The sequence below is a fragment of the Streptomyces sp. PA03-5A genome, from assembly GCF_033792725.1.
In the GTDB taxonomy this organism is placed as follows: domain Bacteria; phylum Actinomycetota; class Actinomycetes; order Streptomycetales; family Streptomycetaceae; genus Actinacidiphila.
Window position 1 is genome coordinate 1 of record NZ_JARAVL010000076.1, and the last position, 17,284, is coordinate 17,284.

General features: G+C 72.7%; 21 protein-coding genes. 10 read left to right on the forward strand and 11 right to left on the reverse strand.

The features are described 5' to 3' along the window. Positions 1 to 149 precede the first annotated feature (149 nt). Both PV410_RS44185 and PV410_RS44190 read right to left on the reverse strand, forming a co-directional pair. Positions 150 to 851: a hypothetical protein gene (locus tag PV410_RS44185; protein WP_500332325.1), complete on the reverse strand. Its 702-nt coding sequence runs from the start codon at positions 849 to 851 to the stop codon at positions 150 to 152. A gap of 59 nt (positions 852 to 910) precedes the next feature. Next, a complete protein-coding gene (locus tag PV410_RS44190; RefSeq protein WP_500332326.1) occupies positions 911 to 1,657 on the reverse strand; it encodes a class I SAM-dependent methyltransferase in 747 nt (248 codons plus the stop codon). 145 nt (positions 1,658 to 1,802) lie between these two features. On the opposite strand from PV410_RS44190, the gene glgA reads away from it, so the two are divergent. Together glgA and glgC are read left to right on the forward strand one after the other, a co-directional pair. Continuing rightward, the gene (gene glgA / locus PV410_RS44195; RefSeq protein WP_500332327.1) at positions 1,803 to 3,008 is read left to right on the forward strand and encodes a glycogen synthase; all 1,206 of its coding nucleotides are present in this window, start codon (positions 1,803 to 1,805) and stop codon (positions 3,006 to 3,008) included. 17 nt (positions 3,009 to 3,025) lie between these two features. Next, positions 3,026 to 4,243 (forward strand): glucose-1-phosphate adenylyltransferase, encoded by a 1,218-nt coding sequence (gene glgC, locus PV410_RS44200; RefSeq protein WP_499509120.1) that lies wholly within the window; start codon positions 3,026 to 3,028, stop codon positions 4,241 to 4,243. Here the strand turns inward: glgC and PV410_RS44205 are convergent. Continuing rightward, positions 4,209 to 5,501: an RNA-guided endonuclease InsQ/TnpB family protein gene (locus tag PV410_RS44205; RefSeq protein ID WP_500332328.1), complete on the reverse strand. Its 1,293-nt coding sequence runs from the start codon at positions 5,499 to 5,501 to the stop codon at positions 4,209 to 4,211. The two genes, glgC and PV410_RS44205, sit on opposite strands and share 35 nt — an antisense overlap. A gap of 505 nt (positions 5,502 to 6,006) precedes the next feature. On the opposite strand from PV410_RS44205, the gene PV410_RS44210 reads away from it, so the two are divergent. Continuing rightward, entirely contained in the window at positions 6,007 to 7,032 is a 1,026-nt protein-coding gene (locus PV410_RS44210) for a permease (RefSeq protein WP_500332329.1), read from the forward strand. Continuing rightward, entirely contained in the window at positions 7,029 to 7,775 is a 747-nt protein-coding gene (locus PV410_RS44215; RefSeq protein ID WP_500332330.1) for a TIGR03943 family putative permease subunit, read from the forward strand. The genes PV410_RS44210 and PV410_RS44215 overlap by 4 nt, the downstream gene beginning before the upstream one ends. Before the next feature lie 15 nt (positions 7,776 to 7,790). Here the strand turns inward: PV410_RS44215 and PV410_RS44220 are convergent, their stop codons facing one another. The 3 genes from PV410_RS44220 to PV410_RS44230 all read right to left on the reverse strand — a co-directional run bounded on the left by PV410_RS44220 (position 7,791) and on the right by PV410_RS44230 (position 8,981). Continuing rightward, positions 7,791 to 8,210 (reverse strand): PPOX class F420-dependent oxidoreductase, encoded by a 420-nt coding sequence (locus PV410_RS44220; RefSeq protein ID WP_500332331.1) that lies wholly within the window; start codon positions 8,208 to 8,210, stop codon positions 7,791 to 7,793. A 127-nt stretch (positions 8,211 to 8,337) separates the two neighbouring features. Next, positions 8,338 to 8,625 carry an SH3 domain-containing protein gene (locus PV410_RS44225; protein WP_500332332.1) on the reverse strand — a complete coding sequence of 96 codons (288 nt, stop codon included), beginning with the start codon at positions 8,623 to 8,625 and terminating at the stop codon, positions 8,338 to 8,340. A 44-nt stretch (positions 8,626 to 8,669) separates the two neighbouring features. Then, on the reverse strand, positions 8,670 to 8,981 hold the full coding sequence (locus tag PV410_RS44230; RefSeq protein ID WP_500332333.1) for a hypothetical protein: 312 nt from the start codon (positions 8,979 to 8,981) through the stop codon (positions 8,670 to 8,672). Between the two features lie 163 nt (positions 8,982 to 9,144). Between PV410_RS44230 and PV410_RS44235 the strand changes: the two genes are divergently transcribed. Then, positions 9,145 to 9,930 carry a hypothetical protein gene (locus tag PV410_RS44235; RefSeq protein ID WP_500332334.1) on the forward strand — a complete coding sequence of 262 codons (786 nt, stop codon included), beginning with the start codon at positions 9,145 to 9,147 and terminating at the stop codon, positions 9,928 to 9,930. Positions 9,931 to 9,960: 30 nt separating this feature from the next. On the opposite strand, the gene PV410_RS44240 is transcribed toward PV410_RS44235, so the two are convergent. Further along, positions 9,961 to 10,164, reverse strand: a complete 204-nt coding sequence (locus PV410_RS44240) for a hypothetical protein (RefSeq protein ID WP_499509128.1) — start codon at positions 10,162 to 10,164, stop codon at positions 9,961 to 9,963. A gap of 155 nt (positions 10,165 to 10,319) precedes the next feature. Between PV410_RS44240 and PV410_RS44245 the strand changes: the two genes are divergently transcribed. Next, a complete protein-coding gene (locus PV410_RS44245; protein ID WP_500332335.1) occupies positions 10,320 to 11,327 on the forward strand; it encodes a zinc-binding alcohol dehydrogenase family protein in 1,008 nt (335 codons plus the stop codon). Between the two features lie 286 nt (positions 11,328 to 11,613). Here the strand turns inward: PV410_RS44245 and PV410_RS44250 are convergent, their stop codons facing one another. Both PV410_RS44250 and PV410_RS44255 read right to left on the reverse strand, forming a co-directional pair. Next, on the reverse strand, positions 11,614 to 12,075 hold the full coding sequence (locus PV410_RS44250; RefSeq protein ID WP_500332336.1) for a group III truncated hemoglobin: 462 nt from the start codon (positions 12,073 to 12,075) through the stop codon (positions 11,614 to 11,616). After that, entirely contained in the window at positions 12,072 to 12,506 is a 435-nt protein-coding gene (locus PV410_RS44255) for a hypothetical protein (protein WP_500332337.1), read from the reverse strand. The genes PV410_RS44250 and PV410_RS44255 overlap by 4 nt, the downstream gene beginning before the upstream one ends. A gap of 174 nt (positions 12,507 to 12,680) precedes the next feature. Between PV410_RS44255 and PV410_RS44260 the strand changes: the two genes are divergently transcribed. The 4 genes from PV410_RS44260 (at position 12,681) to PV410_RS44275 (ending at position 15,082) form a co-directional block, all read left to right on the forward strand. Beyond that, positions 12,681 to 13,358, forward strand: coding sequence for a class I SAM-dependent methyltransferase (locus tag PV410_RS44260; protein ID WP_500332338.1), 678 nt, complete (start codon positions 12,681 to 12,683; stop codon positions 13,356 to 13,358). Between the two features lie 283 nt (positions 13,359 to 13,641). Continuing rightward, a complete protein-coding gene (locus PV410_RS44265) occupies positions 13,642 to 14,067 on the forward strand; it encodes a hypothetical protein (protein ID WP_500332339.1) in 426 nt (141 codons plus the stop codon). A 255-nt stretch (positions 14,068 to 14,322) separates the two neighbouring features. Continuing rightward, complete coding sequence (locus PV410_RS44270) at positions 14,323 to 14,670, forward strand: S26 family signal peptidase (protein ID WP_500332340.1); 348 nt, start codon at positions 14,323 to 14,325, stop codon at positions 14,668 to 14,670. A 148-nt stretch (positions 14,671 to 14,818) separates the two neighbouring features. Next, positions 14,819 to 15,082 (forward strand): response regulator transcription factor, encoded by a 264-nt coding sequence (locus PV410_RS44275; RefSeq protein WP_500332341.1) that lies wholly within the window; start codon positions 14,819 to 14,821, stop codon positions 15,080 to 15,082. A gap of 91 nt (positions 15,083 to 15,173) precedes the next feature. On the opposite strand, the gene PV410_RS44280 is transcribed toward PV410_RS44275, so the two are convergent. Together PV410_RS44280 and PV410_RS44285 are read right to left on the reverse strand one after the other, a co-directional pair. Next, positions 15,174 to 17,021 (reverse strand): glycoside hydrolase family 15 protein, encoded by a 1,848-nt coding sequence (locus tag PV410_RS44280; RefSeq protein ID WP_500332342.1) that lies wholly within the window; start codon positions 17,019 to 17,021, stop codon positions 15,174 to 15,176. Between the two features lie 85 nt (positions 17,022 to 17,106). Next, complete coding sequence (locus PV410_RS44285) at positions 17,107 to 17,247, reverse strand: ATP-dependent DNA ligase (protein ID WP_500323706.1); 141 nt, start codon at positions 17,245 to 17,247, stop codon at positions 17,107 to 17,109. Between the last annotated feature and the right edge of the window lie 37 nt (positions 17,248 to 17,284).

Sequence of the window (17,284 nt, forward strand, 5' to 3'; positions counted from 1 at the left end):
ATCGCAAGGCGGAGAGTCGTCCTCGTAGTGGGCTACTCGGACGATTCGACAACGCAGCGTGGGGGCACCCCCGGCCGAAGGCTGGGGGAGTGCCGTGCCAGGCGTCGCTGGGCAGGCGGGCATTTGACGACACGGCCTAGGAGCGCCGGTCACCACATGACCGGACGGTTGGCGCAGGAGTACTCGTCCGCGACGTTGAACACGCCGGCACAGCCCGGGCACTCCGCCGAACCGAACAAGTGGCCGATCCCGTCGGCGAGGGCCCGCTGACCGTCGCGGACGCAGATCCCGTGCATCCACCGGCCCGTTCCGGTGAGTTCCCCTGCGTCCGCCGCACGCAGGTCCCGCCGGATCTCCTCAGGCCCGTCCCACACCTGCGCGTAGCACCCGAAGCCGCCGACGGCGATCGTCACCTCGACACCGCAGTGCGGACACTCCACTCTGATGATGTCGTCCGTGAAGCCCTCCAGGACGTTCGCCCAGTGGTACTCCCCCCTCACCGCGAGGAGGGCGAGGAAGGACGCGAGGTAGTCGGCGGGCCTCGACCGCAGGTGCCGGTCGAGCACCTCGCCGAACTTCGCGATCACGGCGGCGCAACCGGCCAGAAGGTCGTCGCAACCGTGCCGGCCGGCCGGGCGCGCCAGGATCCTCCCGGCCAGGGCGCGTGCCTCCGCGCTGTGCGCGGCGAGGCGCACGAGGCGTGGCAGGGACGCGAAGCTCGCCGGGGACACCAGGTCGTGCTCGAGCACGAGGCGCCACCCCAGTTCCTTCCACGCTTCAGGGTCGTCCCGGCGCTCCACCCGCGCCAGGAGTTCCGGAACGCGATCGACGTCGGACCAGCAGTCAGGCATGTGCGCCCACTCCACCATTCCGGCATTGAACCGTGCCGGGGCAGCGGGGGGCGACCCGGTCACCCTTCGGCGGCGGGGAGCCGGTAGACGGAGACGTGGGAGCGTGACTCGGCGGTGAACTCGGCGCCCTGCCAGTCGGCGTGGCGGGACTCCAGCGTGAATCCGGCCAGCTGGGCCATGAGGTCGAGCTCCGAGGGCCAGATGTAACGGTGCGGGGAACGGAACAGCCGGGCCGGCTCGCCGTCGGTGAACCGGAAGTGGTGCGAGACGACCCGCTGCCCCAGGACGTCGTAGGTGTCCAGCCCGATGTAGCCGGATTCGGAGTGGAAGACGACCGCCTGCTGGCCGGGTGGCAGCTTGCGCAGCTCGGGGACCCACAGTTCGATCACGAAGCACCCGCCCGGCTCGAGATGGCGGGCGGCGTTGCGGAAGCACGCGACCTGTGCGGCCTGGGTGAGCAGGTTCGAGATGGTGTTGTAGACGAGGTACACGAGCCGGAAGCTGCCCGGGGCGCGGGCGGCGGTCATGTCGCCGGTGACGACCGGGATCGACGCGTCGTCCGCCTTGGTGCGCAGTCGGTCGATCATGGGCTGTGACAGCTCGATGCCGCTGACGGGTACGCCTCGCCGCGCGAGCGGCACGGCCACGCGGCCGGTGCCGATGGCGAACTCGAGCGCCCGTCCGCCGTCGGCGAGTCCCGCGAGGCGGTCCACGACCGGCCCGAGTACGTCCGGGGCGAACATGCCGGTGCCGGGGGTGTCGTAGTTCCGGGCGGTCTCCTCGCTCCAGATCTCGTCCTGTCGCATGCGCCCGACGATCCACCAAGCGGGCGGCGAAGTCGAAGGAATTCCGCGCAGGGCATCACACGGCGAAAGCCGGGGAAGACGGATCGAACACCGTTCTGCGGGGCATGGATGTCCCAACACGGCGACGGGACCCGGGGAGGCGCCCGTGAAGGTGGCACTGCTCACGCGGGAGTTCCCGCCGTACGTCTACGGCGGGGCGGGCGTCCACGTGGAGTTCCTGGCGCGCGAGCTACGGTCCCTGACGGATCTTCAGGTCCATTGCTGGGCCGGGGCGGACGGCGCGGACGTGACGGGAGGCACGGAGGACGCGGGCGGCCCCGGCGTCAGCCGGCACGCCGCCGCCGCGGAGCTCGGGGGCGCGAACGAGGCGTTGCGCAGCCTGTCGGTCGACCTGTCGATGGCCGCCGCGCTGGCCGGCCGGGACCTGGTGCACTCGCACACCTGGTACGCCAACCTCGCCGGCCACCTGGCCAAACTGCTGTACGGCGTCCCGCACGTGATGACCGCCCACTCCCTCGAACCGCTGCGCCCCTGGAAGGCCGAGCAGCTCGGCGGCGGCTACGCGCTCTCCAGCTGGGCGGAGCGGACGGCGGTCGAGGCCGCCGACGGCGTCATCGCCGTATCACACGGGATGCGCGCGGACATCCTGCGGAGCTACCCGGCGCTCGACCCGGCGCGTGTGCACGTGGTCCACAACGGCATCGACACGCGCCTGTACCGGCCGGACGGGTCCACGGGGGCGCTGACCGCACACGGCGTCGACCCGGGCCGCCCGTACGCACTGTTCGTCGGCCGGATCACACGGCAGAAGGGGGTCCCGCACCTGCTGCGGGCCGCCCGGCGGATCGATCCGGACCTGCAGATCGTGCTGTGCGCCGGGGCGCCCGACACCCCGGCCATCGACCGCGAGTTCCGCGAGCTGGTGGAGGAACTGCAGGCCGTACGCGGCGGGGTGATCTGGATCCCGCAGATGCTGCCGCGGCCCCAGGTGGTGCAACTGCTCACGCACGCCGCGGTGTTCGTGTGCCCGTCGGTGTACGAGCCGCTGGGCATCGTGAACCTGGAGGCCATGGCGTGCGGCACCCCGGTGGTCGCCTCCGCGGTGGGCGGGATCCCCGAGGTGGTGGAGGACGGAGTGACCGGGCTCCTGGTGCCGTACGAGGAGAAGGACCCGGAGGCCTTCGAGGCGGCGCTGGCCGCGGCGGTCGGCGCGGTGGCCGGCGATCCTGCGGCGGCGGCCCGGATGGGGACGGCGGGACGCGAGCGGGCGGTGGCGGAGTTCGGGTGGGACGCGGTGGCCCGCCGCACCGTGGGCGTGTACGAGGAGATCGGCAAGTCGCAAGGGCGGTAGCGGCAAAGGGGGCAGGGATGCGCGGCGGACCTTCGGTGCTGGGAATCGTGCTCGCGGGCGGCGAGGGCAAGCGGCTGATGCCGCTGACCGCCGACCGCGCCAAACCGGCGGTGCCGTTCGGCGGCGCCTACCGGCTGGTGGACTTCGTCCTGTCCAACCTCGTCAACGGCGACATCATGCGCATCTGCGTGCTGACGCAGTACAAGTCGCACTCCCTGGACCGGCACATCACCACCACCTGGCGGATGTCGAACCTGCTGGGCAACTACGTCACCCCCGTCCCGGCGCAGCAGCGGCTGGGCCCGCGGTGGTTCCTCGGCAGCGCGGACGCCATCTACCAGTCGCTGAACCTGGTGTACGACGAGCAGCCCGACTACATCGTCGTGTTCGGCGCCGACCACGTGTACCGCATGGACCCCCGGCAGATGCTGCGCCAGCACATCGAGGCGGGAGCGGGGGCCACGGTGGCGGGCATCCGCATCCCGCGTGACCAGGCCTCCTCGTTCGGGATCATCACCCCGGGACCGGGTGGGGTGCGGGTGGAGCGGTTCCTGGAGAAGCCCGCCGATCCGCCGGGCCTGCCCGGTGACCCCGACCGGGTGTACGCCTCGATGGGCAACTACGTGTTCACCACCAAGGTACTGCTGGACGCACTGGCCCAGGACGCCGAGGACGACTCCTCCGTGCACGACATGGGCGGCAGCATCATCCCGCTGCTGACCGCCAAGGGGCAGGTGCAGGTCTACGACTTCGACGACAACCACGTGCCCGGCGAGACCGCCCGCGACCACGGCTACTGGCGGGACGTGGGCACCCTGGACGCCTACTACGACTCCCACCAGGACCTGATCTCGGTCCACCCGGTCTTCAACCTCTACAACGACCAGTGGCCGCTGTACACGCACTCGCTGCGGCTGCCCCCGGCGAAGTTCGTGGCCGGCGGGATCGCGGGCGAGTCGATGGTCAGCCCGGGCTGCATCATCTCCGGGCAGGTCACGCAGTCCGTGCTGTCGCCGGGGGTCGTGGTGGAGGAGGGCGCGGTGGTGCAGGGGTCGGTGCTGCACGACAACGTCCGCATCGGGCGCGGCGCGGTCGTGCGCCGCGCCATCCTCGACAAGAACGTCGTCGTGCCCGCCGGCGCCACCGTGGGCGTCAACCCGGAGCGTGACCGTGAGCTCTACCACGCCTCCGCCAACGGTGTCATCGCGCTGGGCAAGGGCCAGCACGTGCTTTGACTTCCTCCCCGTCCCACAGGACGGGGATTCCTGGCTCACGCGGGCTGGGGACCAGCGGTCCGCCAGCGCTTACACGATCAGCACCAGCCGGGTTGAGACCAGCCCGGACCAGCATCACGCGGGCGGAGTTCTTGTCCCTGGGGGACACGGCTCCGCACGCGGTGCAGGTGTAGGTACGTTCCGAGAGTGGGAGTGCGTGCTTGGTTCTCGCTCCGCACGACGCGCAGTCCATGGTGGTGTGCGCGGGATGCACCAGGCGGACGTCCCGCCCGTGCTTGCGGCCCATCTCGATCAGGGCCGTCTTCGTGGCGCCGATCGCAGCGTCCGCCGCCTTGCGCGCCATCGTGGTCTTCGCGAGGAACCTCGGCCGGAAGTCCTCGACCGCGATGACATCGTGGTCGGTCACCACGCGCTTGGCCCACTTGCGGGCGGTGTCCTGCCGCCGGCGAGCGATCTTCTTGGACACCTTCGCGGCGGCCCGGCGGGCCTTGCCGTAGCCACCGGTGTCGGGCTTGTTCCTCGGCGTACGCCGACGGGCCATCATCTTCTGGTACCGCGCGAGGCGCTGCGCGGCGGTCTTCCCGTGCTGGGCGTGTGGCAGGTCGTGGGCGTCGCTGGTGGTCGTCGCGGTCTCCTTGACGCCCCAGTCGATACCGATCACCGCGCCGGTGGCGGGCAGCGGCTGCACCTCGACGGACACAACGAACGAGGCGTACCAGTGCCCCACGGCGTCGCGGTACACGCGTACCGACGTGGGGACTGCGGGCAGGTCGCGCGACCACACCACCCTCACAACGATGCCGCCCGCCAGGTGCAGACGTCCGTCCCTGAGCCTAAAACCCCGGGCGGTGTAGTTCAGCGACGGTGCGGCCTCGCGCTTGCGCTTGATCCGGGGCATCCCGGCCCGCTGCCTCATCGGCAGCCGCGCCGTGATGTCCTTCAACGCCTTGGCACGGGACTTCGCGAAGTCCCGGATGATCTGCTGCTGCGGCACCGAGCTGCCTTCCCGCAGCCACGCCATCGACCGCCGGGCCTCGGTCAGCAACTTGTCGAGCTGCGCGGGGCCGCACGTGATCTTCTGCTCGGCACTCTTGTTCAGGCCGTGGACCTTGCGGGACACGGCCACGCACTCGTTCCACACCCACCGGCAACGCGCCCACTCCGCCTCCAGGCCGGCACGCGCCGTGGACGACACACGCAACCTGTAGGTGTACCGGGCATGCCCGCACCCCTGCCCGGTCATCGCTGTCGCCGTCATGCCTTGGAAGCTAACGGCCCCCACTGACAACGAAAGAGACCGCGGCTCAGAACCGAGGCGCGGAGAACTCTTCCGCTTCGCGGCCCCGACCCAAGGACCCGTACCTCCCCGGACCGGAGACCCCAGCACCCAGGTGACCGGGCGGCAGGCCCGGGCAGGGCTCAGCCCACGGCCACGCCGGGCACCAGCAACGACGCCCGTCGCCATGTAGAGGGCGGCCACCAGGAGACGCTGGTCCTGTTCGAGGAGGTCCTCGTACTCAGCCCGGGACACCTGGACGACCTCGTGGCCCGGCGGTCGGTCCGCACGGCGTGGTGAATGAGGCCCGCCTTCACGGCGATCGCCGCTCCTCCCCCGCTCCCGCCGCGTTCGCCGCCATCGTGGGACTGCCCGCACCAAGGCTGCGCAAAGTCCTGGCGGGGCATGAGACGGCGTGACGGGCCGCGGCGTAGGGAGGGTGCAGTTCCTTCCTCACGTCCCCCTGCCCGCCGGAGGTAGCACGCCCGTGACCGTCACCAAGGAGGCCCCGGCGCCGGCCGGGACCGCACGGCAGGACGCCGGGCGGCCGGATCCGGAACAGGGGTGGCGGGTCAGTTCGCCGCTGGTGCTGACGTTGCTGCTGCTCGTCGCCCTGATGCTGCAGGGACCGGTGCGCGGGGCGCTGTCCGCGCCGGTGATGCAGAGCTGGATGACCGTGTTCGTGGCGGTGGTGGTGCAGGCGTTGCCGTTCCTGGTGCTGGGCGTCGTGCTCTCGGCGGTGCTCGCGGTGTGCGTCCCGCCGTCGTTCTTCGCGCGGGCGCTGCCGCGCCGGACCGCGGTGGCGGTGCCGGTGGCGGGCGTGGCGGGGGCGGTCCTGTCGGGTTGCGAGTGCGCGTCGGTGCCGGTCGCGGGGGCGATGGTGCGGCGGGGGGTGGCTCCGGCGGCGGCGCTGACGTTCCTGCTGTCCGCGCCGGCGATCAACCCGGTGGTGCTGACCGCCACGGCCGTGGCCTTCCCGAACGAACCGCGCATGGTAGTCGCCCGGTTCGTCGCGAGCCTGCTGGTGGCCTGCGCCATGGGCTGGCTGTGGCAGCGTCTGGGGCACGCCGACCGGTTGCGCCCCGCGGCGCACCCGTCGGCCGAGGGGCAGGGCAAGGGTGCGGCGTTCTGGGGTTCGGTACGGCACGACGTGATGCACGCAGGCGGGTTCCTGGTGGTCGGGGCGATGGCGGCGGCCACGCTCAAGTCCTTCGTGCCCGAGGACGTCCTGCGGCTGGCGTCGGGCAACCCGGTGGTGTCCGTGCTCGCGCTGGCGGTGCTCGCGGTGGTGCTGTCGATCTGCTCGGAGGCCGACGCCTTCGTGGCCGCGTCCTTGTCGCAGTTCTCCCTCACCGCCCGGCTGGTGTTCCTCGTCGTGGGGCCGATGATCGACCTGAAGCTCTTCGCGCTGCAGGCGGGCGCGTTCGGACGCGCGTTCGCGGTGCGGTTCGCGCCCGCCACCTTCGCCGTGGCCGTCGTGGTGGCGTCCCTGACCGGGACGGTGTTCTTGTGAACCGGGAGGCACAGGCCGCCGTGCTGCTCCTGACCGGGGTGGCGATGCTCCACGCCGGGCTCAGCGACCTCTACCTGCGCTACGTCAAGGCCGGGCTGCAGCCGCTGCTGCTGGCGGCCGGCGCCGTGCTGGTCGTCGCCGCCCTGGCGACCGTCTGGTACGAACTGCGCCGCCCCCGCCGCGCTCGCCGTACCGGGGCGGACCCGGACGAGGGGCATGCGCACGACGCGGGGCACGCGCACCCGCACCGCGAGCCGAAGGTCGCGTGGCTGCTGGTGCTGCCGCTCGTCGCGCTCGTCCTGGTCGCCCCGCCCGCCCTGGGCTCCTACTCCGCCGCCCGGACCGGCACGTCCGTCCCGCGCCCCTTCGGTTTCCCCGCCCTGCCCGCGGGGGACCCGCTGCGGATGGAGACCGCCGACTACGCCGGCCGGGCGGTCTACGACCACGGGCGGTCCCTGGGCGGCCGTCAGGTCACCCTCACCGGGTTCGTCAGCATCGGCCGCGACGGCACCCCGTACCTGACCCGCATGGTGCTCAACTGCTGCGCGGCCGACGCCCGCCCGGTCAAGATCGGCCTGACCGGGCAGGTGCCGCCCGTCCTGCGGCCGGACGCCTGGCTGGACGTCACCGGGACCTACACCGCGCGCAGGGCGAAGGACCCGGTCAACGAGGGTCCCATCCCGTTCCTGGACGTGAGCCGGGCCCGGCCGGTGCGGGCGCCGTCGGAGCCGTACGAGGGCTGACGCACCGGCCCCCGGTCAGCCCGGCTGGCTGCTGTCCTTCAGCGTGCCCCAGCCGTGCCAGCGCTCGACCTCGATCAGGGCGCTCACGCGCTCGCGGTCCCGCTGCGGGTAGGCGCGGCCCAGGTACTGCTGGGCCAGCCGGTCGATGTCGGCGAGGTCGCTGTCCTCGCGCAGTTCGGCGACGCGACCGACCACGGTGACGTGGGTGTACCAGTTCCCCTCGTCCAGGACCGTGAGGGTGACCCGGGGGTCGTTGCGCATGTGCTCCAGACGCTTGCGGCCACCGTCCATGTTGACCAGGACCCGGCCGTCGTCCCAGAGGTACCAGGTGGCCGTGGACACCGGCTGGCCGTCGGCCCTCAGCGTCGTGATCACGGCCGGGTTGGGCTTCTTCAGCATCTCGATCGCGGCCGGGGGAAGCGGGGGCTTGGACACGGGAACTCCTTCTCGGTGATCTTCGGCGCTGCGCCCTCACCGTGCCACATCCCGCCCGGCCGGACGGCGGCCCGGACCCGGCGCGCCCCGCGGTGTCCGTCGAAGGGGCGCGCGCCGGGTCGGCACGTCAGCAGAACCAGCCGTCCTGGACCCAGCCGTGGCGGTTGATGTCGCCGTAGGCGAACCCGTAGGCCCAGTCGCCCTGCTTGCTCTCGACGGTGAAGGTCTGGCCCTTGTAGAGGGTGCCCATCCAGGCGCCCAGCGGGGCGGTGCGGACGTAGAGGTCCTGGGCGCAGACGGTCTCGCGCCGGCCGATCGTCCCGTCGGCCGCCCGGGCGGGCACGGCGGTGGTCAGCACGGCGACGGTGAGGGCCGCGACGGCGGTGGCGGCGCGGAGCAGCCGGGGTGCGGGCATGCGGGTGGTCCTTCCTGTCGTGGGGGTGACGGTGCGGGAGGGGGTCACCAGGAGCCGTAGCCGCCGAGGCACTCGACGCGGACGTAGCCCCAGTCGCCCTTGCCGAAGTCGAAGGTGGCGGCCCAGCCGTTGTAGACGGGGTGGGCGCCGCGGGTGTGGCCGACCTTGTTGCCGTAGCCCAGGACGCGGATCAGCCCGTGGGGACCGGAGGCGCTGTCGTAGTTGGCGTAGAAGCTGGCGCTCTGGCACACGATGATCGCGTGCTCGGGCGGCACCGCGGCGTGCGCGGGCTGCGTCATCAGTGCGCACGCCGCCGCTGCGGCGGTGGCGGCCAGCGTCTTGGTCACCGTCCTCATGAATGGTCCTCTCGTGGGGGGCGTCGCGGATCAGGATGGCGGCCCGTTGTCTATGCGGGTAGAGGGGGTGGGGAAAATTTGCGTGCCCATGACATTTCGTCTTGGCGTCGAGCCCGAACAGGCCCCCACCCCGGCCCGGTTGCCCCCTCGATAGCATGCGCGCATGCTCGAGGACAGCCTGATCGAAGTGACGCTGGTCGACGCGGCGGACGGACTGCCGTTCGGCCGCTCGGAACTACCCTCAGGACAACTCCCGGAGTCCTTCGCGCCGGAGACCCGGCTCGACCTCGGCGGGGCGGTGTGGCAGGTCGTACGGGCGCAGCCCGCCGACCGCACGGCCTACCTCGCCTCCGGGCGGCTGGTCCTGACGCTCCGGCGCCTGGGGACGGTGGACCCGCGGCAGGTCGCCTACACTCTGCCGACGCTCTGCGCGGAGCTGCCGCCGCTGGCGCCGGCCGACCCCGCCGCGGACGACCTGGAGGTCCACGAGGACGAATGGCGCCAGGCCGAACTGGTGGAACGCCGCTGCGCGGCCCAGGTCGAGGCGGAACTGGCGGACATCACGCGGATCTTCCGGGAGCACGCACGAACAGTCGGGGAAGGCGAGGAGGCCGTCCAGGTGTTCGACGAGCTGCACCTGCGGGAGACGCCGGCCGAGCCGCTGACGGGCGCGCTCACCCGGCAGCGGCTCTTCGACGTGCTCCCGGCGTCGCACACGTACGCGGGGGTGGCGCTGCGGGACGGACAGGGGCGGGTCGCCGACTCGTTCGCCGCCCGCGTCGGTCCGGTCACGGTGTACGGCCGCTGCGCCGGCGACCGGGTCGTCACCCTGGGCCTGACCCCGGCGGCGCGGGCGACGGTGGCGGTGCCGGGACTGGCCCAGCTCATGCGGGAGTTCGGCCTGGTGCTCGTCGACTGGTGCGCGCCGCGCCGCGAGGAGCTGCCGTAGCCGGTGGCCTGCCGCTTCGCGGCGGGGACCTCACGTCCACACGCCGGGGCCGGCCCCGCGCCATTCGACGAGGTCCGGGTCGGCCAGGTCGATGGCGTCGGGATCGAGGCCGGCGCGCCGCAGGAACTCCTGGAAGTCGCGGAGGTGGTACGCGATCCCCAGGATCTCGCCGTCCACGCGGACGCGCCGGCCGCCGCCCGTCGATGGCGGCATCACGATGACGCGACGCTGCATGCCGTCAGGATGACCCGTCCGGCCCTGCCCCGCATCCCGGCCGCCGGGCGGAGCCCCCGGGAACGGCACCCGGATGGTCCGGCCGCCGCTGCCGGGCACGGACGGCCGTGACAAGCTGGCCGGAACCCGTCAGCGCACCGAGGGAGCCTGCGGTCATGACCGAACGGACGATGCGGGCCGTCGCCTCCTACCGGGGCCTGCCCGTGGAGGACCCCGAGAGCCTCGTGGACGTCGAGGTGCCGGTGCCGGATCCCGAGCCCCGCGACGTACTGGTGCGGGTGCAGGCGGTGTCGGTCAATCCCGTCGACATCAAGGTCCGCCCCGGGCTGCCCGCCTCCGACCGGCCCCGCATCCTCGGCTTCGACGGCGCAGGCGTGGTCGAGGCGGTGGGTGAGGGGGTGACCACCCTTCAGGTGGGGGACGAGGTCTGGTACGCCGGGGACCTCACCCGCGCCGGCAGCAACGCCGAGTTCCAGGTCGTCGACGAGCGCCTCGTGGCCCGCAAGCCGCGCAGCCTCGGCTTCGCGGAGGCCGCCGCCCTGCCCCTGACCGGCATCACCGCCTGGGAGACCCTCTTCGACCGGTTCACCCTCGACGCCGGGTCCACCGGCACCCTGCTCGCGCTGGGCGGCGCCGGCGGTGTGGGCTCGATCCTCATCCAACTGGCGAAGCAGCTGACCGGCCTGCGGGTGCTGGCCTCGGCCGGCCGCCCCGAGACGGCGCAGTGGGTCACCGGGCTCGGGGCCGACGCCGTGGTCGACCACCACGACCTCGCCGCGACCGCCGCCGCGGCGGCCCCGGAGGGCGTCGACTACCTGCTCTCCCCGCACTCCGCCGGCAACATCGAAACGTACGCCCGGATCATGCGTCCGGGCGGGCACATCACGGCGATCGACGAGCCCGAGGGGCTGGACCTGCTGCCGCTGAAGGCCAAGAGCATCGCGTGGCACTGGGAGTTGATGTTCACCCGGCCGATGTTCCGGACCCCCGACATGATCGAGCACAAGAACCTGCTGCAGAAGATCGCGACCCTGGTGGACGACGGCCGCATCCGCAGCACCGTCACCACCACCATCGAGGACTTCTCTGCCGCCGGGCTGCGCCGCGCCCACGAGATGGTGGAATCCGGCCGGAGCATCGGCAAGATCGTCGTCACCCGCTGACAGCTCCCGGCGGCGGACGCGGCACCTCCGGCACCGCCGCCACGGCACCCCTCGGAGCCGTCCTGGGCTCTGACCGTGATCAATCTCCAGGACAGCAGCGCGAGCGGCACGATCGAGGCTCGCGCCAAGCAGGGGGTGGTCTGGGGGCCGGAGCCGGCCGGTCCCGACCATGGACCTCGACGGACAGCACCTGCACCTGTGGTTCCTCGGCGACTGAGACGAGGGGTCCCCGGTCGACGACAGCCTGATGCGGGGGCGCCCGCCGCCGGGGCGGCCGAAGCGGATCCTAGAGCGCTTCGCCGCCTTCGTGGCGGCGGATGGTGACGTACTCGCTCGCGTCGCGGCCGGCCAGACGGCGCTGGAGGGATCCGGCGATGCGGCCGGCCTGCCGCTTGGCGAGTTCGGCCTTCTCACCGTGGAAGAGCGCGTCCACCGTCAGGGTCCACAGCGCCAGCCAGCGGGCGAAGTGCGCGGGGCCCAACGGGGCCATGCGGTGCAGGGCCAGATGCGGGGCCAGCGCGTTGCGCCGGTACCGGCCGGCCGCGAACAGCACCGACTCCCAGAAGTCACACATGACCGGCAGATGCGCGTCCAGGTCCATCCGGGCCACCTCGGTGAAGACCGGACCGATCAGGGGATCGGCGAAGGCCCGGCGGTAGAAGGCGGTCACCAGCCGTTCGACGTCCGCACGGTCCGCGAGGTCACGACCCGTCCCGCCCGCCACGGCGACGGGCCCGGGCGCGCTCACAGCCGCTCCAGGACGAGCGCCGCGCCGCATCCTGCCAGGCACAGTGCCTTGACCACCTCGAGCGCGACGTACCGCAGGTGCGCGCGGCTGCGCGGGCCGGTCTCCCCGGCGAGGACGGCGGCCGTGCGGCCTTTCAACGCGGGCCGGACCACGAACAGTTGTGCAAGGAGCACGGCGACGGCCCCCACGCCCAGGCCCAGCGCCACCGGCCCCGGCACCTCCCACGCCACCGCCACGGCGGCGATCGCCGCGAGCACGGCCTCGACGCGGTTCAGCGCACGGAAGACGATCCGTCCGATGCCCAGGCCCAGGGGCACGGTGATCCCCTCGGCGCGGAACTTGAGGGGCGCTTCCAGGAACGAGATCCCGAGCACCATCCCCAGCCACACGAAGACCGCGGCCACCTGCGCCAGGACGGCGCCGGCGTTCACCGGGCCCTCCGCTCGGGGTGGCGCCGGGCGGTGCGCACGGGATGGCGTCGGATGCGGTGAAGGTCCATGCCCTCACCCTAGCGTAAATGTGCATTTCAGATGCACATTTGAGTCGGCCGTCACAATCCCCCCAACCCACTTGGGGAACAGGCGGATCGACACCGAGAATGGTCCATGACCTCGCCCGATCTGCTGCCGGACCACCGGCTCGAGCGCACCGCCGTCGTCGCCAACAACACCATGAACCGCGAGCGGGGTCTGACCGGCGCCAACAGCTACGCCCGCGAACTCGGCTTCGACCCGGTCGGCCATCTGCTGGCCCGCACCCCCGAGCCGCGCTGGCTCGACCTGTGCAGCGGGGAAGGGCTGGCCCTGCGGGAGGCCGCGGGCCGCCTGCCGGCGACGGCGCGGCTGACCGGCGTCGACCTGGTGGGGCCCCTGGCACCGGCACCCCTGCCGCCCACCGTGGAGCTGGTCACGGCGTCGGTGACGGACTGGGAGCCCACCGCCCCGTACGACCTGATCACCTGCGTGCACGGCCTCCACTACGTCGGCGACCGGCTCGCAACGCTCACCCGCGCCGCAGGCTGGCTCCGGCCCGGCGGTCTGCTGACCGCCCACCTCGACCCCGCCTCGATCCGCTGGGCGGATGACGGCGGCCCTGCCGGGCGGTTCGCCCTGGCCGCCCTACGGGCGGAGGGGTTCACCTACAGCGCGCGCCACCACCGCCTCACGCTCACCGGGCCACGCACCGTCCGCCTCCCCCTGCGCTACGTCGGCGCCGACCCCGATGCGGGACCCAACTACACCGGCCAGCCCGCCGTCGCCGCCCATTACCGGCGCGCCGACTGAGCCACGGACCGCCGGCACCCCGACTGGCGACGCTCCTGTCAAGTCCCGAAATCCAGCGACGTGACGCGTGAGCGGCCGTAGGGCCTACTGGAGACATCGCCACTTCTCCGGCTCACGCAAGAGCACGACGTCGCCGGCGACGACATCGGCCCGACAGGGCCGGCCGGAGGCACGGGCCGCAACGGCCCGCCGCGGACGGGGGCGGAGGTCCTCACGCCCTCCTCGGACCTCCGCCCTTCCGCGACACCCCTCCCCGCACACCTCCCGGAAAGAAGCACCTGCCATGTCCAGGCACACACTGCAGCGGCCCGTCGCCCTGGTGATGGCCGCCCTGGCGGTCGCCGCCGGCACCACGGGTGCCGCGCACCTGACCCACACCTCCGCCGACCGCCCCGCACCGTGCTCACGGGAGGGGATTCCCGGGGACGACAAGGGCGCGGCGGGTCCGGGCGGCGTGCCCGGCCTGCCCGTAGCGGCGGGCGCGTCCGGATGCGCCGTGCCCGGCGCCCTGCCGGACAAGCCCGAGGACCGGCTCTCCGTCGTCGACAAGACCCGGATCGTGGTGCTCATGGCCACCGGCGAGGCCCGAGGTTCCGAGGTGACGGCACAGTACAAGGTCTCCGAGGACCGGGTCGCGACCTGGAAGGCGCAGCTGCTCATGGGCGACTGGTCGGGACTCCTCCTTCCCGACACCCGCACCGCTCCCTGACCGTCCCACCCCGCGGCAGGACCCGGCGGGGCCGCCGCGAGGCCCTGGGGCCGGCCGCCACGCCGGGCGCGGGAAGGACTCGCCCGGTGGGTCCTTCCGTCCGGCGGCGCCCATCCCCGCACGGCGCGCTTCACCCAGCAGGTGAATCGCGCCTTCTCGCGTGCCGCCGCCGGAGACCGTCAACCGACGGCACGTCATCCGGGGCGCCGGAATAACCGGTTGGCCGACAGAGCGGGCATACGTCACCATCGCCCCATGGGAGCACTGGACGCGGTGGCGGGCAGGCTGGCCGGCGGGGCGAGCGTCGAGTTCCGGCCCAGCGGCTCTTCGATGGTCCCCTTGATACGCAGCCGCGGGCTGGTGACCGTCGCCTCGGTGGACCCGTCGAAGCTCGAGGTCGGCGACATCGTGCTCGCCCGTGTCGCGGGCACGGTGTACCTGCACCTGGTGTCCGCGGTGGACCCGGCCAGGAAACGGGTGCAGATCAGCAACAACCGGGGCCATGTCAACGGCTGGACCGGATACGGCCGGGTCCACGGGATCTGCACGTCGGTCGACGGTGTCCCCCGCCCTCGCACGGCGGGCAAGGTCCGCGCCTCGTGACACGTCTGTGACGGTCGGCGGACGGGGTCATGACGTCGCAGCGCGAAGGTGGTTCATAGAGGGCAAAACGCCCTATTCGGACATCCATCTCCTGCTACCGAGGGCGTGAGCAGGGACCGCAGCCGCCGAACCGCCGAAGGACACCACCATGAGCTCCGCACCCACCACGCCCCAGGCCGACACCAGCCCCGACGCCGACACCGCCGGGACCGGCGGCGACGTCCCCGAACTCGCCCCCCGCGAACGCGAGACCCTCCGCCACATCGCCGCGGGCCGCACCTACCTCCAGACCGCCCGCCACATGGGACTGTCCAAGCACACCGTCGACGCCTACCTCCGCCGCATCCGCGCCAAGCTCGGCATCTACAGCACCGCCGAACTCACCCGCACCGCCGTCGCCCTCGGACTGTGACCCCGTCCGCACGGTAGGTGACCGCACCCGGGGCGGCGGGCGCGGTGCCACCGCGGAGACACCGACCCGGCGACCACCCCGGCACCACGGATCACGACGTCGCACCCACCTCCACGCGCGCGGCACGCCGCGCACGAGCCAGGTTCACCCCGCTGGCGATGATCCCGATGTGGCTGAACGCCTGCGGGTGGTTGCCCGCGAACTCCCCCGTCGTGGGGTCGATCTGCTCCGACATCAGCCCGAGCGGGCTCGCCCGGCCGCACAGCGAGGCGTACAGCTCCTCGGCCTCCTCGATCCTGCCCTGGCCGGTCAGGTTGTCGACGAGCCAGAAGCTGCACAGGACGAAGGCCCCCTCGTCACCGGGGAGGCCGTCCGGCGACTCGTCGTGGAGGTAGCGGTGGAGCAGTCCGCCGCCGGCCGAGAGGCGGTCCGCGATCGCCGTGGCGGTGGCGACCATCCGCGGATGGCTCACGGGGACGACCTGCCGCAGCGGGAGCGCGAGCAGGCTGGCGTCGAGTCCACCGCCGCCGTCCAGGTACCGGCCGAGGGTGTGCACGTCCCCGTCCCACGCGCGCTCGAGGATCAGCCGGCTCAGTGCGTCCGCGGAGGCCCGCCACGCCGCGGTCCGACCGGGCAGGCCGAGCCGCTCGCCGATCGATGCCGCCCGGTCGAGGGCCACCTGGCACATCCCGGCGGAGTAGGTGAACACCCGGCCTTCGCTGCGCACCTCCCAGATGCCCTGGTCGGGTTCCCGCCAGGCCCGGTCGGCGGTCTCCGCGAGCCGGCACAGGCCGCTCCACAGCGCGGGCTGGAGGGCGCCGCCGGCGAGCAGCCACTGGTCCGCGCAGTCCAGCACCTCGCCGTAGACGTCGTGCTGACGCTGGTCGGCGGCTCCGTTGCCCCACCGTACGGGGGCCGAGCGCCGGTAGCCCTCCAGCCCGGGGTCCTCGGCCTCACCGGGCACCGGGCAGCCGTCGACGTCGTACATGATGCGGGGCCGCCGGCTGTGCTCGAACGCGTCCAGGACCCAGCCGAGGAACGCGTCCGCCTCGCCGCGGAAGCCGATCCGGCGCATGGCGAACACGGTGAAGGCGGCGTCGCGGATCCAGGTGTAGCGGTAGTCCCAGTTGCGGATCCCGCCGACGGGCGCGGGCAGGGAGGACGTGGGCGCCGCGACGAGGGAGCCGTTCGTCCAGTCGTCACAGAGCTTCAGGGTGATCGCGGACCGGCGGACCAGGGGTTCCTCGGGGCCGTCGTAGCCGAAGTCGGTCATCCAGCGCCGCCAGGCGTCGGCGGTGCCTGCCACCATCGCCTCGGCGTCGAACCGGTGGTGCCGGTGGAAGCGGCCCCAGGACAGCACCAGGTCGAGGCGCTCGCCCTGCTGCAGGTCATGGGCGCTGTGCAGGGACTCCAGCGGCCGGCTGGAGCGCAGGTGCAGCCGCAGGTCCGGCCGGCGCGGCACGCGGACCTCCAGTCCGCTGAACAGCGCCTGGGCCTGCGCACCGCCGCGCGGTTCGACGTCGACGCGCAGGCGTACGCGGCCGTCGAGGACGACGGCCGAGCGGACGAGTTCGCCGCGGTCGGCGGGGGCGTCGTCGGTGAGGTCGGCGCCGGAGCGCAGCACCAGCGCGTCGGTGACGCGCACCGTGCCGGTGGGGCAGCGCAGTTCGGTGACGAGGACGCCGGTGTCGGGCTCGTAGCGCTGGCGGGCCTCGCGCAGTTCCTCCGGCGCCACGGTGAAGTGCCCGCCGCGGGCGGGGTCGAGCAGGCCGCAGAACAGGGGTGCGGCGTCGAACCGGGGCAGGCACAGCCACGGGAGGGAGCCGTCGAGGCCGACGAGGGCCGCCGTCCTGCCGTCACCGATGAGGCCGAAGTCCTCGAGCGGCAGGTAGCCGTCGTGCCTGCGCACCTGCCGGAACGGCGGATCCAGTTCGAGCATGCCGCCTCGCTTCCACGCGACTCCGACCGACGCGGGTTGCCGCGGGCCGCCAAGTCGGCCTGGCGGTAGGAGGATCCGCCGGGGTTCAGGAGTCGTCGGCGTGGAGGTTCTTGACCTTGATCCAGTCACGGCTGCGGCGACCCGGAAGGTACGTACTGGTCAAACGCTTCGCCACCACACCGTCGTACCCCTCCTGACGGATGTAGTGCAACGCCTCACTCGCCATCGCCGGCCAGTACGGCGGCACCACCACATGCGGCCCG

Coding starts and splice junctions, on each gene's coding strand:
- PV410_RS44185 (WP_500332325.1), bottom strand. CDS start 851: ATGCCTGACTGCTGGTCCGACGTCGATCGCGTTCCGGAACTCCTGGCG.
- PV410_RS44190 (WP_500332326.1), bottom strand. CDS start 1,657: ATGCGACAGGACGAGATCTGGAGCGAGGAGACCGCCCGGAACTACGAC.
- glgC (WP_499509120.1), top strand. CDS start 3,026: ATGCGCGGCGGACCTTCGGTGCTGGGAATCGTGCTCGCGGGCGGCGAG.
- PV410_RS44205 (WP_500332328.1), bottom strand. CDS start 5,501: ATGACGGCGACAGCGATGACCGGGCAGGGGTGCGGGCATGCCCGGTAC.
- PV410_RS44225 (WP_500332332.1), bottom strand. CDS start 8,625: ATGCCCGCACCCCGGCTGCTCCGCGCCGCCACCGCCGTCGCGGCCCTC.
- PV410_RS44230 (WP_500332333.1), bottom strand. CDS start 8,981: ATGAGGACGGTGACCAAGACGCTGGCCGCCACCGCCGCAGCGGCGGCG.
- PV410_RS44235 (WP_500332334.1), top strand. CDS start 9,145: ATGCTCGAGGACAGCCTGATCGAAGTGACGCTGGTCGACGCGGCGGAC.
- PV410_RS44240 (WP_499509128.1), bottom strand. CDS start 10,164: ATGCAGCGTCGCGTCATCGTGATGCCGCCATCGACGGGCGGCGGCCGG.
- PV410_RS44245 (WP_500332335.1), top strand. CDS start 10,320: ATGACCGAACGGACGATGCGGGCCGTCGCCTCCTACCGGGGCCTGCCC.
- PV410_RS44260 (WP_500332338.1), top strand. CDS start 12,681: ATGACCTCGCCCGATCTGCTGCCGGACCACCGGCTCGAGCGCACCGCC.
- PV410_RS44265 (WP_500332339.1), top strand. CDS start 13,642: ATGTCCAGGCACACACTGCAGCGGCCCGTCGCCCTGGTGATGGCCGCC.
- PV410_RS44270 (WP_500332340.1), top strand. CDS start 14,323: ATGGGAGCACTGGACGCGGTGGCGGGCAGGCTGGCCGGCGGGGCGAGC.
- PV410_RS44275 (WP_500332341.1), top strand. CDS start 14,819: ATGAGCTCCGCACCCACCACGCCCCAGGCCGACACCAGCCCCGACGCC.
- PV410_RS44280 (WP_500332342.1), bottom strand. CDS start 17,021: ATGCTCGAACTGGATCCGCCGTTCCGGCAGGTGCGCAGGCACGACGGC.
- PV410_RS44285 (WP_500323706.1), bottom strand. CDS start 17,247: ATGGCGAGTGAGGCGTTGCACTACATCCGTCAGGAGGGGTACGACGGT.